Source organism: Hallerella porci (assembly GCF_003148885.1).
In the GTDB taxonomy this organism is placed as follows: Bacteria; Fibrobacterota; Fibrobacteria; order Fibrobacterales; family Fibrobacteraceae; genus Hallerella; species Hallerella porci.
On sequence record NZ_QGHD01000002.1, the window covers coordinates 47,468 to 62,524 of the forward strand.

Consider the following 15,057-nt stretch of genomic DNA (forward strand, 5'->3'; position numbering starts at 1 on the left):
TTACGGAAGAGTATTCCCCACCGAAAGATAAATTTCATACCATTCTTTTTTCGAAAGGTTGATTTCAGTCGCTTGCGCAATTTCGGCGAGGCGCTTTATTTTTGTCGTGCCGACGACCGTTTGCATTTTCGCGGGGTAGCGCAAAATCCAAGCGATTGCAACCGCAGCCGCTGTCGTCTTTTTTTCTTCGGCGATGCGATTTAACACGGCATTTAATTGCGGGAATTTTTCGGAACCGAGAAATGTTCCTTCGAAAAATCCGAATTGCAAAGACGACCAACTTTGCACTGCAATTTGATGCAGTTGACAATAATTGAGAATGCCTCCATCGCGCATGACCGCAGCGTCATTCGCTAAATTCACATTGACACCCGCTTGAATCATCGGCGTAAACGCACAACTTAGCTGCACCTGATCAGCGACAATTTCAAAAGGCAATTCCGTGCGCAACATTTCCATTTGGAACGGATTCATATTGCTTACGCCAAAATTCAACACTTTCCCTTCGCGGTGTAAAATTTCAAAAGCTTGCGCAATTTCAGCGGGCTCCATTAACGCATCGGGGCGATGCAATAGCAGCGAATCCAAATGATCCGTTTTCAAACGCGAAAGACTTGCGTTTACCGCATTTACAATGTGCTCTTTTGATAAATCATACCATGTAAAATCCGAATCAACTCGGATGCCGCATTTACTTTGCAAAAAAACTTTTTGCCGCAATTCTGCATTTTGCGCAAAGACTTCGCCCAATACCGATTCCGCTTTTCCAAGCCCATAACAATCAGCGGTATCCAAAAAATTGATTCCGCAATCGAGAGAAGCTTTCACTAAATCGGCGACATTTTTTGTTGTCATTTCCGACGTGCGCATCATTCCTAAAATGATTTGCGAAACTTGAGTTTTCTCTTTGCCAAAAGAAATGAACTTCATAACTTCCTCGTTTTTTTGCAGAAAATTCCGCGGCGATAAATTTCACCGGCTGCGATTTTATGCGATTCGCCTTTTTCTTTTACGTTTTCGCTAATTCGAATTTGCGTTGTTTTGTTAATCGGCGTATACAAAATCCAATGCACAGGAACTGCGTGAAAACGCCCGTCGCCGCCAAAAACATTGACATAATCTGTCTGCGGAATTCCTTGAAATCCGTAAGCGGTTACCGCAATTTCGGAATCGCCATTTTCGTCATCGCTGACAAGTTCTGTTTTCAAAATACAATCGGTTGCGCATTTCGCAGGCTTAAATTTTTCTTCGCCCATATAATTAGCAATCGATTCCCATTCCCACGACGACGATTTATTTTTATCGACATCGCGATAAATTGTTTTGCGCGTACGCATTTGCTGATAAAGTGGAATCGCTAAGAGTGGCGCCATCGCAAAGTAAACCGCGCGGAAATATTCCTGATTGATTTGCATGAAATTTTGTCTACAATGATTAAAATCGTAATCGACAAATTGCGCTGGATTTGTATCGAGATTCGCCGCCGTTAAATGTTCGGGGAAAATCACATTGATTTTTTTCTGTTTGAAGAATGTAAAATCATCGCCATACGAAACCGTTTTATCTTTGATGAGTGAAAGCATTTGCTGTTGCGCAAGCGCTGTAAAAAGCAAACGATATTCGACTTCATCGGTGCGGTCTTTTGTTTCGAATAAAGTTTCAAATTCATGATTGCTCATGAGAGTGTATTGCGAATCGTCTTTGAGATTTTGCGAAAATTTTTTGAGTTCTTTCAATTTTCGTTTGCGACGGAAATTTTGCATGAAACTTTCTTCGACTAATTTAGAAGGCCGCCGCGTAAATTCCAATTTCGGAGCCGCTTCGTTTCCGTAAATGACAAATCCTACTTTGCCGTAACGCGGACAAGGCTTCGTCACCGTCGCAGTCAATATCTGTGAACGCCGCACCCGTTGCCTTTTTCCATTTGCTCCAATCGTCCAATCGGACCAATAAATGGTGAGATGTCCCGTGTAAGTTTCCGTTCCCATTTCATAGGTTTTCGAATTCGCGATGACAAATGGGTTGCCGTTAATTTGTCCGCTATGCGCAAATAAAATCGACGAATTTTCATTTAATGAATTATCGTATTGAAATTCATTTTGCAATTCCATTAAACGTTCACGCGTAAAGAACGGATCAAATTCTAATTTCGGAACTGTTTGATGAATGATCTGCGCCGGAATATCCCAACCGAAAAGTTCGTTGAGCGGCTGCATAATTTTATAGGCGGCGTCTTTTTTCTCGGCGATGTTCGATTCTAAATTTTCAATGACTTCATCTAATTCTCGGATGACGCCATTTAAATAGGCGAAAATAAAAATGCCGATGCCAACAGCAATGATTGTGCAAATAATTCCCGGCAAATTATCTTCGGTAAATCCCCAAACCGTTAGCAGTCCGCAAATCGCAATCCAACAAAAAATGCGAAGCCATTTCCAATGCGAACGCGATGTTTCATACGAATCTTTTTCATTCGTCAAATTGAAAATTTCCAAGCACAAATCTTGATTCGCTTTTTTATCGATTTGCGAAGCTTGGCAAAGTTCTTCGAACGCATTTTTTGCATTTTGCAAAAAGAGTTCTGCGTACTCGTTTTTGAAGCGTTCGAGCGGATCGTAAACAGTTTCTTCCATAAGCATAAAATGCGGGCAGCTTGGCTACCCGCGTTCCGTTATTTTGAATTAAAAGAATGTGCTACGAGCGCGCGCTTTTGTTTCGGCGGATGCGGTAAATGGAATGCGAGTCGTGTAACCGGCACGAGCTGCGACAATTTGCTTTGTCGGCCACGAGAAGACATCGGTATTCCACTGATTCACGGTATCGTTGTACAAATTTCGTGCGGCGGTAATTTCGCGCTGCAAATAATCATTCTGCTGCATCGCATCGGCAATCGCTGCGTGTGCTTTTAATTCGGGATACGCTTCGACTTGCGGGAAGAGGCGTCCGAAGCTGCGATCCAAATCACGAGAAACTTCGTTGCGAGATTCTTCGGTCAAGTGCCCGCGACCGCTGCGGAAAGCCGCCACCGATTTCATCACATCTTTATCGAGGTCAATTGCTTTGGCGACGAGCGGTGCTACGTTCTGCAAAATTTGAACGCGCTGTTCCAAGTAATTGTCAATCGTTGAAGCGTCTGCTTGAATTTTTTGCTGCAGTTGCATGAAATAATTCTTCGCACCAATTTTCATAAACAAGAAAATAATGCCCGGAATAATTCCGCAAACCCAGAGAAGAATTTCAAATAATGTAGATCCGAAACCGACTTTCACCGGCAACTGTTTTTCGATCACATTGATATCGCGACCGGCTTCGTTGACAGGACCCGTCATTTCATCTAATTCGTTTGCCATAATAGCTCCTTCCTTTTGAATCTGTTTTTAAAGTAGATTTTTTTTGCTGAAAAATCCAACTTTTAATGCGCCTCTAACCAGTTTGCGCCAAAGCCGACCGAAGCGACGAGAGGCACGCGAAGAGTCATCGCATTTTGCATTTCGCTCTGCACAATTTTTCCGAGTTCGTTTACACGATTCCGCGGACATTCAAAGAGCAATTCATCGTGAACTTGAAGAATCATTGTGAGCGGAAGAGAATCTGCTTGAATGCGATTTGCAACGCGAATCATCGCCGTTTTAATGAGGTCTGCGGCACTTCCTTGCACCGGCGTATTCACCGCCATCCGTTCTGCCATTTGACATTCTGTGCGATCCGCAGAATCGATGCCCGGAATTTCGCGGCGGCGACCTGTGAGAGTTTCGACGTAGCCGTGTTCGTGCGCAAATTTTTTGATTTTTTCGACGTAAGCTTCGACACCGCGATACAAATTAAAATAGCCGTCGATGAACGCTTTTGCTTCGCCCATCGGAATATGCAAATCGCGAGAAAGTCTAAACGGAGTCATGCCATAAAGAACGCCGAAGTTCACCACTTTGGCGCGGCGGCGTTCGTCCGCAGTCACCGCAGAAGGCTCTTTTCCAAAAACCGCAGCAGCGGTCAGCGCATGAATATCGGTTCCGCTGTTATACGCTTCGATCAATTTTTCGTCTTCGCTTAAATGTGCGAGCATACGCAATTCAATTTGCGAATAATCCGCCGAAAGAATGACATTATTTTCGGGATCCGCAGGAACAAATGCTGCGCGAATTTTTTTGCCTTCATCAGAACGGACCGGAATATTTTGCAAATTCGGATCGCGACTTGAGAGGCGACCCGTCGCCGTTCCCCACTGCACAAAATTCGTGTGAATACGATGCGTTTCTTTGTTCACCAAAGTCGGGAGAACTTCGACATAAGTATTCTGCAGTTTTTTGATTTCGCGATAATTTAAAATCGCTTGAATGAGCGCCGCGTCTGCTTCGGAAAGTTCAAATTCGTGCAGTAAACGATCCAAGACTGCGCTGTCTGTGCTGCGGCCTGTCGCCGTTTTCTTTAACACTTTTAATTTTAAATCATCGTAAAGAACTTCGGCAAGTTGCTTTGGCGAAGCGATGTTAAACGGTTTTCCGCCCGAAAGTTGATAAATCACTTCGGTGATTTTTTCCAAGCGTTCGCTAAAATCTTTTGACAATTCTTCGAGAGATTTTAATTGAATGGACGCGCCGTTTTCTTCCATATCGAAGAGGACTTTAAGAATCGGCATTTCCGTTTCATTGAAATGTTTTTCGAGTCCGCATTCGTTCAATTTTTTCTGCAACGAATCCCATAATTCAAAAGTAGCGGCTGCAGTTTTCGCAGCATATTCGCCCGCGTCTTCTACAGCGACTCGTGAAATGGGAATTTCATTTTTGCCGCGACCGACGAGAGATTCTTTTGCTGTAATTTCAATTCCCGCATGACGCAAGCAAAGTTCTTCGAATTCGTATTTGGATTCTCCCGGAGAAAGCAACCACGCTGCAATTTGCGCATCTAAAACGGCGGGAGGTTCTACGCGTTCGTCCATCGCCCGCGATAACACATGAAGCGCAGTCTTTGCCGAAAACATGCGCCATTTTTTTTCTGCGATGGTAAATGCCGGAACAAACCAATCCGAAAAATATTCCGTATCGATATTGTTCAGAGGAATTCCCATGTCATCGGTATGGCCGAGCGGAACATAAAATCCTTTATCCGTTTCCGTCGCAAATGCAACGCCGACAATTGCGGTTTCCATTTGATTTTCTCCGTCAAAGAGAACAGAAATCGCCGGCGATTCTGCGGCTTCTACCGCTGCGGTCATTTCGTTGAACGCTTTTGTTGTGCGCACCACGACCGTTTCAAACGGCTTCGCTTCGCGCTTCGGTAATGCGCCCGAAAATCCCGATTTCGACGGAACATTTTCTAAGAATCGAAGCAAACTAAAAATTTCATTGTCTTTAAAAAGTTTCGCTAATGCATCGCTTTCGAGTCCGCGGAATTCGAGTTCGTTTAATGTTCCTTTAAATCCGCGAGAAGATTGAATCGTTACCAATTCACGAGAAAGGAATGCGTTTTCTTTTCCTTTTTCCAAATTATCGTGCAAACCTTTCTTCGTCACTTTATCCAAATTTGCATACAAATTATCCAACGATCCAAATTCGGTTAAAAGTTGCACTGCAGTTTTCGGACCCACTTTTGCAACGCCGGGAACATTGTCCGCAGAATCGCCCATGAGCGCTAAATAATCGCGGATTTGTTCGGGCGGAACTCCGTATTTTTCTTTGACTTCAGCGGGGCCAAAATCAATTCCGTCCGCCCCTTTTTCTAAATGAAAAAGATGAATGCGATCGTTGACAACTTGCGAAAGGTCTTTGTCTTTTGTGATGAGAAAAATTTCTTCAAATCCTTCGCGATAAGCAACCTCGGCAGCAGCAGCCATAACATCGTCGGCTTCGTAACCTTTTTCGGCGAGGACAGGAATTCCGCTTACTTGAATCGCTTCGTCCAAAAGCGGCATTTGCTTTGCCATTTCTTCGGGCATCGGGCCGCGATTTGCTTTGTATTCGGGATAAAGTTCATGGCGAAATGTCGGCGCACTCACATCGCGGACAATCGCAAAATGTGTCGGTTTATGCTTTGCTAAAATGCGGAGAACGGTTCCCCAATAACCGTGCACCAATGAAACATCCAAGCCGTCTTTGTTGATGAGCGGATTTTTTGCATAAGCGTAAAACATGCGAAACGCGAGCGCAAAAGAATCCAACAATAAAAGTTTTCTTTTTTCAGACATTGACGACTCCTAAATTTTGCACCGAGAAAACTTTTTCAATGCGCAGCAAATAGCCGCTGCTTTTACCACCATAACTTACCGAAATCACTTGGCATTTATACGAATCATTTCCAAAGTGAAAATAATGCGTTGAATTTTCAGCGACCATCGTTTGCACAATCGCTTCGCGGAACGCTTTGCAGACTTCTGTTGAATCGTTGAGTTCACTGTCAATTCGACGATAATTGAGTTCAGGGAAATAGGTCTGCGCTTTTTCATTTGCGCCCACATAACGGAATGCAGACGTGATTGAAACATAAGCCACTTTCTTTTCATTCTTTTTTACTTCATCAAAAATCAGCGATGACAAATCATAACGTTGCATCCGACAAGCCATAAAGAGAAGAATAATTTCAATAATTACATAAACTGCGGGCATCACAAGCATATCAGAGCCGAGCTTTCGCGAAACAAAAAAGGATTCGCCGCAGACAATGCCGATAATCGCAATGAACGCTAAGTTGTAAAGCGAAACTTTTTTCTTGCGGATGAAAGCGTAAAACCAAACGCCCAAACACGCAAACATATAAAACAAAATCATCAAATTAAAACAAAGATGCAGCGGTCCAAATTCCGCTTCAAAATTGCCAACGCCCATCGTCACAACATACTTGGCACTGATATAATACCACGGCAAAAATCCCGCGGTGCACGCAGTTGCAAAAACGAATAAACTCGGCAAGAAAAGTAAGGTGTAAATTTTTCGGCTCACTTTAATTTGGCAAACATCCAACACGCCGAGGAACGCGAGCATCGGGAAAAATGCTGCGCCGATATAGGCGATTTTATTTGCGAGCAAAGCTTCTTCGATATTCGTCGAAAGCGCTAAGAAGACATGCCCGAGTTGCGCTACGATTAAAAAGTGAAAAATCGAAGTGTAATAAGCGTTCAATCGCTTTTTCGGGAAGAGAAAATACAAGATGAATAAATTGACTACCGAAACAGCAAACATTAAAATTAAATAGGTAATAATCATATTTCAAAAATAAAAAAGCGAATGATTTTCATTCGCTTTTTGTGTCAAGATGACGAGAAAATTCTACAAATTTACCGAGAGTTTTTCGCGCATCGCTTTAACGGTTTCAATCGCTTTTTCCACAGAATTTGCGCGGGCTAAAAGAACGCCCATTCTGCGATGTCCGCCGACTTCGGGCTTTCCAAAAAGGCGAATGCTCGTATCCGGCGTTTCCAAAACTTTTGCCAAATTGCCGAAGACAACTTTGTCCGATTCGCCTTCGACGACAATCGCTTTCGATGCCGACGGACCGTGGAATGCGATATTCGGAATCGGAAGGCCGAGAATTGCCCGCGCGTGCAAAGCAAATTCCGAAAGATCTTGCGAAATTAAAGTCACCATTCCTGTATCGTGTGGACGTGGGCTCACTTCGCTAAAGAGAACTTCATCGCCGCAGACAAACATTTCTACGCCGAAAATTCCGCGACCGCCGAGCGCATCCGTAATCTTCTTCGCAATGTCTTGCGCTTTTTCCAAAACGCTTTTCGCCATCGGCTGCGGTTGCCACGATTCTTGATAATCACCGTTCACTTGGTGATGTCCCACGGGTTCAAGGAAACTTGTTCCGCCGACATGACGCACCGTGAGAAGTGTAATTTCATAATCAAATGGCACAAATCCTTCGACGATAACGCGCGAAGCTTTTCCGGTGCGGCCTTCGTTCTGCGAAATGTTCCACGCTTTTTCAATGTCAGCTTCGGATTTAATCGTACTTTGTCCGTGACCCGATGAACTCATCACCGGTTTGACGACGCAAGGAATGCCCACCTTTTTGACAGCCGCTTTAAATTCTTCTTCGTTATCCGCAAATTGATACGGCGAAGTTTTGAGTCCGAGCTCTTCGGCGGCTAAACGGCGAATGCCTTCGCGGTTCATCGTTAAACGCGTTGCCATCGCAGTCGGAATCACATGATAGCCTTCTTTTTCAAGTTCCACGAGAGTCGGCGTTGCAATCGCTTCGACTTCGGGCACAATGTAATCGGGCTTTTCCATTTCGATAATGCGACGCAGTTCACTTCCGTCGAGCATATTCACGACATGGCTGCGATGCGCCACTTGCATTCCCGGCGCATTTGCATAACGATCGACTGCAATCGTTTCAACGCCTAAACGCATCATCTCGATGATGACTTCTTTGCCGAGTTCTCCCGCTCCGCAAAAAAGAACGCGCGTTGCGCTTTTGCTAAGAGGAGTTCCAAGAGTTCCGAGTTCTGCCATAATTATTCTCCGTGACTATTTATTTTTGCCGTGAGTGCCTTTTTCGTAGCCGTTCAAGCAAGAAACCGCTTTGCTATCGCAAGGAGTGCCTTCGCGTGAAGTCGTTTCTCCGTCGGATTCAAAAATCGCTTTGACCATCCGCGTAAAATCATTCGATGCACCTTTGCCAATCGTGACTTGATAATACAAATCATCATCGCGCGTAAAGACGAGAATTGTCACCGTTTCCCGCGCATTCCATTTCGTTTTCACCGAATATCCGTAAGGAACTTCTTTCACCGTAAACGCTTGAAGCGCAGGCATTTCAATTCCGAAATCTTTCCACGTGACATATTTTCCTTCGGCGCGAGCATTAAAAAATGCCGAAGAATCCGATTCATTTAAAGCTGCCATCGTTTGATTGATTTGAAAATCATAAGTTTCTTGAAGTAGACGCAATTCCTCTTCTTGCAAAGTCAAGCGTTCTTCGGAATCCATTCCCGCAAAAAGCGGTGCGCAGAAAAAGCTGAAAATTGCTGCGACGATTTGAAATTTCTTCATAAAATAATTTTAAAAAATTTTAAGAATTCTGTTTTTCATTTTCTCATTTCTCCGCACTTTTTCGCAAAAAAAATCCCAGCGAATTCGCCGGGATTTTTTGGAGGGAACAGAGAATTTTTATTTGACGACAAGCGCCGTGGACGAAAGCGTTTTCCCTTGCGATGAAACCACTTTCGCCATCCATTTGCCCGCCGGAATTTTTTCAAGCGAGACGCTAGAATTCGCGCCGACTTTTTCTTGCAAGCAGAGTTTTCCGTTAACGCCGAAAAGTTTTAGCGTGCTATTTGCCGGTGCGTTCACCATTAAATTTCTGCCGTTTAATTGCATCGCAATTGAGAACTGCGAACGCATCGTCGTCGGAATCGGAAGTATCGAACCTTTCGGTGCGCCAACAATAAGTCCGCGTCCAACCGTGCTCATGTAAACAGCACCAAAGTGATTGAAATCGCCCACGACGAAGTTTCCGTTTCCGGGGCCGCCGAATTGATGTTTGTCATCGTTAATGCGATCCCAAGTTTTTCCTTTATCGGTTGAACGATAAATGCCTAGCGGCTTATCTGCGCCGCCTGCGATTCCCCAAATGTAAATCGCTTCGTAATCTTCGCCTTCTTTTGCTTTGCCTAAGCCAACCGCAATCGCTGTTGAAACGCCTTCGCATTTATTCCACGATGCACCGCCATCTTCTGTGTAAGCAAGTCCATTTTCAGAGTAACCTTTGGCAAGCCAAACTTGAGCTTGATCCATCGGCACCCACAAATGACCTTCGCGTTTGGGAACGGTGCGGATTAAACCCGAACCATTATAGTAAACGCCTGCAGACTCATTTTGTAAACGATTTGCAGCTTCGGTAAATGTTTTTCCAGCATCCGTTGAAACATACAGCCTACCCATCGAATTCATCACATAGAAAACGTCTGCATCAACAGGGTCTGCGACGATTCTTGCATATTGCGTTTGTTCACCCGTTTCAATCGTTGTCCAAGTTTTTCCGTTATCATCGGAGCGGTAAACTTGTGCACTTTGCTCCGGACGATGTAAAATGACTTTTCCGTCAGACGATAAAACAACTAAACCTTTTGCCCCTTTCGGAGTTCCAATCGAATCCCACGTGGCGCCGAAATCATCGGAGCGATACATTTTGTTGTAATTGATCGATTCATATTGGCCGTAAACGGTGACGACTCCTGTACGCACAAGGGTTCCTGTCTGCGCTGCATAGCCCATGCTTTCGGTCGTGCCAACCGTCGGAGAATGGCGAATAACCGGCGAATTGATGTCTGTGTAAACGCCGCCGTCGTAGTCGCCAATTGCAGTCACAAGCGGACCATCCGGAATGCTTACGATATCCAAAGGCACCGTTTCTTCAATTCCTCTGGATTGGAATTTCCAAAGAGGAACTTTTTTCGTGATGTCGTCGGTTTGGAAAATTCCGTTACCCGATGTGACCCAAACTTCTTTTGGATTTTGTGGGTTAAATTCCAAGGAACCTGCCCAGTGAATAGCGTTTCCTGGAATCCACAAGGTTCCGTTTTCATCGATATTTGTGCCGTCGTCGTAATGCTGCCCGTGAATCCAAGACTTACCGCCATCGGTTGAAACATAAATGCGATCGCCGTAATTGTCTTTGCCATTTGCCGCTAAATGACGCCCAGTGTATTTTCCAAGAGTTGAAACGACGAGATGCTTTTCGTCGGTAGGGTCAATTGCAATGCCGCCATAAGAACTGTTGTCTTTTTCTGAGCCATCGCTTGGAGTAATATCTGTCCAAGTGTTGCTCGCTAAATTGAGCTTGTAAACGGCACCTTTTGTAATGCTATGAGGACCTGGGCCATCAGCAAATGTAATGTACATATTGCCATTTACAATTTTTGCGCGGTGCGGCATTAAGCCTGCGGGGCCGCCTTTAATTGTATTCCAAGTTTTTCCGCCGTCTTGGCTGACTTGTAAATTATCCGCCGTTTCGGATAAGCCTAAATAAATTGTTTTCGTTGAACCGTCCGCAAGTTTCCCTTGCGATGCGTCAAAAATCACAAAGCTTACGCCGTTTACATTTGTTAACGAATTTCCCGTTGCATCGGATAACGCAACTTTGTAAAGGCTTGTCCAAGTTTTGCCGTAGTCCGTGCTTTTGTAAACGCCTTTGGTCCGCGAACCGCAAAGGATAATGTTTGGCATGTTCGGGTCAACGGCTAACTTTTCGCCGGTTTGACGTCCCATACCGTTTCCGTGCGCAAGCATTTCGACATAAGTCGTGTCCCAGTTGGCACCTTGATCGGTGGAGCGAAAAATCGCCGTGCGTCCATCGCTAAAATATCCCGTGCCCGCGAGCACATAAATGCGGGTCGGATCTGTGGGGTCAAGCGCAAACGATTCCGTTCCATATAAACCTTTATCGTTTTCGCTGATGAAATCCATCAACGGAATCCAATGCTGCGTTGAAAAATCATAGCGATAAATTCCGCCCACATCAGTGCGCGCATAAAGCAAATTTTTTGCAGTCGGATGAAAAATCACCGAGGACACAAATCCGCCGCCATCAAAGCGAACATTTCCCCATTCGTAACTTTCCACAGCAAACGCATCGGCACAAAATACGCCTAAGCCCAATGCAATCGGAACAAAAATTTTTGAAAAATGCATAAAAGACTCCTTTTTCTAGAAAAGTATATTCTGATTTTTCGAAACGCCGAGAATCCGCCAAGCGAAATTTTAAAACGCAAAAAAGTTTTGCAAAATAATTTGCAAAACGCAACATTTCATGAAAACTTTTTTTCAAAAAAATTCCCCCGTTTGCACGAGGGAATTTTTGAAATCCATTCAAAGAATTACTTGGATTCTTCTTCAGACTTCTTGGACTTTTTCACGGATTCACCGATAGTGGTTCCGTTTTCGCCCGGCTTGTGAGATTCCATCCAAGCCTTGAGTTCTGCCGATTCACGGTTCTTGAAGTAGTCCACCACAGAGAGGTAAATCTTGCGGTTGGTCTGATCAATTTCAGTGACAGCAGCCGGAACTTCGTCGCCGACCTTGAAAGCATCTGCCGGAACCTTGATGTATTCCGCAGTAAGCTTCGAAACCGGAATGAAGCCTTCGAGACCATTCGGGAGTTCCACGACAACGCCGCGGTCGAGCAAGCGAACAATCTTACCAGTCACTTCAGAGTTCACCGGATAAGTCGTTTCAACGCTATCCCACGGATCTTCGGTGAGGTGCTTCATGGAGAGAGAAATGCGACGCTTTTCTTTATCGACAGCGAGCACGACGCATTCGACCTTGTCACCCTTCTTCACCATTTCAGACGGGTGATTGATCTTCTTCGTCCAAGACATATCCGAAACGTGGATGAGGCCGTCAACGCCGTCCTTGATTTCCACGAATGCACCGAAGGATGCGAGGTTGCGGATTTCACCGACAACGCGTGCGCCCGGCGGAAGTTCCTTATCAATCTGTTCCCACGGATCTTCTTCGAGCTGCTTCAAGCCGAGAGAAATGCGTTCTTGTTCTTCTTCGACCTTGAGAACAACCGCTTCCACTTCCTGGCCAACGGCGAGGATTTTGGACGGGTGCTTCACATGCTGAGTCCAAGACATTTCGGAAACGTGAATGAGGCCTTCGATACCGTCTTCGAGTTCCACAAATGCACCGTAATCGGTGATGGAAACAACTTTACCCTTGACGACCATGCCTTCCGGATAACGGGCAGCGATGTCTTTCCAAGGATGCGGACGGAGCTGCTTCATGCCAAGAGAAATACGTTCCTTCTTGTCGTTGAAGTCGAGAACCATGACTTCCACTTCGTCGCCGAGCTTCACCACTTCAGACGGATGGCTGATGCGCTTGTAGCTCATATCGGTGATGTGGAGGAGGCCATCTACGCCGCCGAGGTCAATGAATGCACCGAAGTCGGTGATGTTCTTAACGATACCCTTGCGGACTTGACCCTTTTCGAGGTTTTCGAGAACCTTATCGCGTTGGCTGTTGCGTTGTTCTTCGAGGACGACGCGACGAGACACGACGATGTTACGACGAGCCTTGTTAACCTTGATAACCTTGAGTTCGAATTCTTGACCGATGAGGGCGTTGATATCCGGAATTTGACGGAGATCAATTTGAGAACCCGGGAGGAACGCATCGATACCGAAGAGATCGACGACCACGCCGCCCTTAATGCGCTTCGTGAGTGTGCCCTTAACGATTTCGTTGTTTTCAAATGCTTGATGAATACGTTCCCAAACGCGGACAAAGTCAGCCTTCTGCTTCGAGAGAACGAGACGGCCGTCTTCGTCTTCGAGCTTTTCAATGTAAACTTCGATTTCGGAACCAACTTCCGGAACTTCGTCGTCTTTAAATTCATTGCGGGAAATGACGCCTTCGGACTTGAAGTTCACATCGACGAGAACTTCTTGATCGTTGACCTGGCTAATCTTACCGGTGACGACCTTGCCTGCTTCGAGGCCTTCCATGCCAGCATAAGCTTCTGCACCAGCGTCAGTGTTAATTGCACCGAGTTCCTGTTCTGCAGCGAGGATTTCTTGGAGGTCTGCGTCAGTACCGAATTTGAGTTTTTGAGACATAATAATTTGGGGTTGCGGAAAAGTCATCGAGGCTACGCCACTACACCTACGCGGTCTTCGATGATCTTTACCTGTTGTTGTATTGAGAGTTGTGTAGTGTCAATTTCAAATGCATCATCCGCTTTTTTGAGCGGAGCCGTTGCGCGACACGAATCGATTCGGTCACGTTCGGCGAGATTCTTTTCGATTTCTTCTAAAGTCATCGCAATGCCTTTTTCTTGGCATTCCAAAAAGCGGCGTTGCGCGCGGACTTTGAGATCGGTCACGAGGAAGAATTTAAAATCGGCGTGCGGAAATACGACTGTTCCAATATCGCGGCCATCGAGAATGCAACTGCGTTCGCTTGCGATTTCGCGCTGCCATTCTGTCAAAGTTTTACGCACGGCGGGAATTGCGCTATAAGGGCTAACCGCTTCCGAGACTTGCTTGCCGCGGATTTCTTTTTCACGGTTAATGCCGTTTATCACAATTTGATTTTGATCATCAAAACGGATGCGAGTTGACCGAAGAAGCTGGTCAATTCCCGAAGAATTTTCGGGAGCAATTCCTTTTTCCAAAGCCGCAAATGTAATTGCGCGATACATCGCCCCGGTATCGAGATAAGTGAGACCGAGATCTTTGGCGACGATCTTTGCGGTGGTGCTTTTACCCGTTCCGCTCGGACCGTCAATCGCAACAATGATATGGGATTTTTTCGTATTCAAAGTTTTGCAAAGATAGTTTAATTCGAAGCGATTCGTTTTTTAGAAATCCGAAGTTGCTCCGTTCGAACCGTCATCCGGTCCGTAGTAACCATCTTCTTCGACTCCCGAATTTTCCGGTTCAAAAACTTGAGAGCCTTCGTCGGGGCTAGAGCTTTCATACGAAGATTCGCTGTCCGAAGTAGAATACGGATCCGAAGATTCTTCGCTCGAAGTAGAAGACGATTCGCCGTCAAATTCTTCATCAGGGCGACGCAATTCACCGGTACTTCCGTATTTGCGCTTTTCATCTTCGGTAAGCTTATTCGTGTAAACCTCGACTTCAGGTTCTTTCTGCGCTTCTTCGTCTTCGCCCGCCATAATGCGCTTACCCTTTTCGAGGGTGCGGTTAATACGATCTTGGCGCATCTGTTCCAAATTCGAACCGACATGTTTTTCGGCATCCGAGACGACATACTTTTTATTAAAGTCATCGAGAACCGGCTTAATGCCAATCAAACGTCCGCGACTATCGACCTTCCACGGCATCCGCTTCAAAGCCGAAATGCGAAGACGACTTGCCGCCAAGCGGTATTCTTCTTTCATTAAACCCGCTTCGTCGGTAATTTCGTCCGCTTCATCTGGCGTTACAAAACGCAAAGCTTCGGGCCAGTGTTCTGCTTGAGAATTCACTGTAAAACCGACCAATGCATCGTTAATCGCAGTGGGATCGTCAGGCTGCACACTGGCGCAGCCGACAAAGCATGCGAATATCAAACCCAAGACCACCTTTTTCATCTCTATATCCTC

11 protein-coding genes are annotated in these 15,057 nt (G+C 45.4%); all 11 read right to left on the reverse strand.

The window, feature by feature from the left end; all coding sequences use genetic code 11:
- Positions 1 to 930: an aldo/keto reductase gene (locus tag B0H50_RS01900; protein WP_106197607.1), complete on the reverse strand. Its 930-nt coding sequence runs from the start codon at positions 928 to 930 to the stop codon at positions 1 to 3.
- The gene (locus B0H50_RS01905) at positions 927 to 2,633 is read right to left on the reverse strand and encodes an MAG1210 family protein (protein ID WP_106197606.1); all 1,707 of its coding nucleotides are present in this window, start codon (positions 2,631 to 2,633) and stop codon (positions 927 to 929) included. Before B0H50_RS01905 ends, B0H50_RS01900 begins: the two co-directional genes overlap by 4 nt.
- Positions 2,634 to 2,681: 48 nt before the next feature.
- Positions 2,682 to 3,350, reverse strand: a complete 669-nt coding sequence (locus tag B0H50_RS01910) for a LemA family protein (RefSeq protein WP_106197605.1) — start codon at positions 3,348 to 3,350, stop codon at positions 2,682 to 2,684.
- A 62-nt stretch (positions 3,351 to 3,412) separates the two neighbouring features.
- Positions 3,413 to 6,181, reverse strand: coding sequence for a DNA polymerase I (gene polA / locus B0H50_RS01915; RefSeq protein WP_109587161.1), 2,769 nt, complete (start codon positions 6,179 to 6,181; stop codon positions 3,413 to 3,415).
- Positions 6,174 to 7,196, reverse strand: a complete 1,023-nt coding sequence (locus B0H50_RS01920; protein ID WP_109587162.1) for a histidine kinase N-terminal 7TM domain-containing protein — start codon at positions 7,194 to 7,196, stop codon at positions 6,174 to 6,176. The genes polA and B0H50_RS01920 overlap by 8 nt, the downstream gene beginning before the upstream one ends.
- Before the next feature lie 63 nt (positions 7,197 to 7,259).
- A complete protein-coding gene (gene purT, locus B0H50_RS01925) occupies positions 7,260 to 8,453 on the reverse strand; it encodes a formate-dependent phosphoribosylglycinamide formyltransferase (protein ID WP_106197602.1) in 1,194 nt (397 codons plus the stop codon).
- A gap of 15 nt (positions 8,454 to 8,468) precedes the next feature.
- Complete coding sequence (locus B0H50_RS01930) at positions 8,469 to 8,993, reverse strand: hypothetical protein (protein ID WP_106197601.1); 525 nt, start codon at positions 8,991 to 8,993, stop codon at positions 8,469 to 8,471.
- Positions 8,994 to 9,110: 117 nt separating this feature from the next.
- Positions 9,111 to 11,633, reverse strand: coding sequence for a VPS10 domain-containing protein (locus tag B0H50_RS01935; RefSeq protein ID WP_109587163.1), 2,523 nt, complete (start codon positions 11,631 to 11,633; stop codon positions 9,111 to 9,113).
- A 185-nt stretch (positions 11,634 to 11,818) separates the two neighbouring features.
- Positions 11,819 to 13,567, reverse strand: a complete 1,749-nt coding sequence (locus tag B0H50_RS01945) for a 30S ribosomal protein S1 (RefSeq protein ID WP_106197599.1) — start codon at positions 13,565 to 13,567, stop codon at positions 11,819 to 11,821.
- Positions 13,568 to 13,599: 32 nt separating this feature from the next.
- Entirely contained in the window at positions 13,600 to 14,271 is a 672-nt protein-coding gene (gene cmk, locus B0H50_RS01950; protein ID WP_199219600.1) for a (d)CMP kinase, read from the reverse strand.
- Between the two features lie 39 nt (positions 14,272 to 14,310).
- Entirely contained in the window at positions 14,311 to 15,045 is a 735-nt protein-coding gene (locus B0H50_RS01955) for a hypothetical protein (RefSeq protein ID WP_173314950.1), read from the reverse strand.
- Positions 15,046 to 15,057 lie beyond the last annotated feature (12 nt).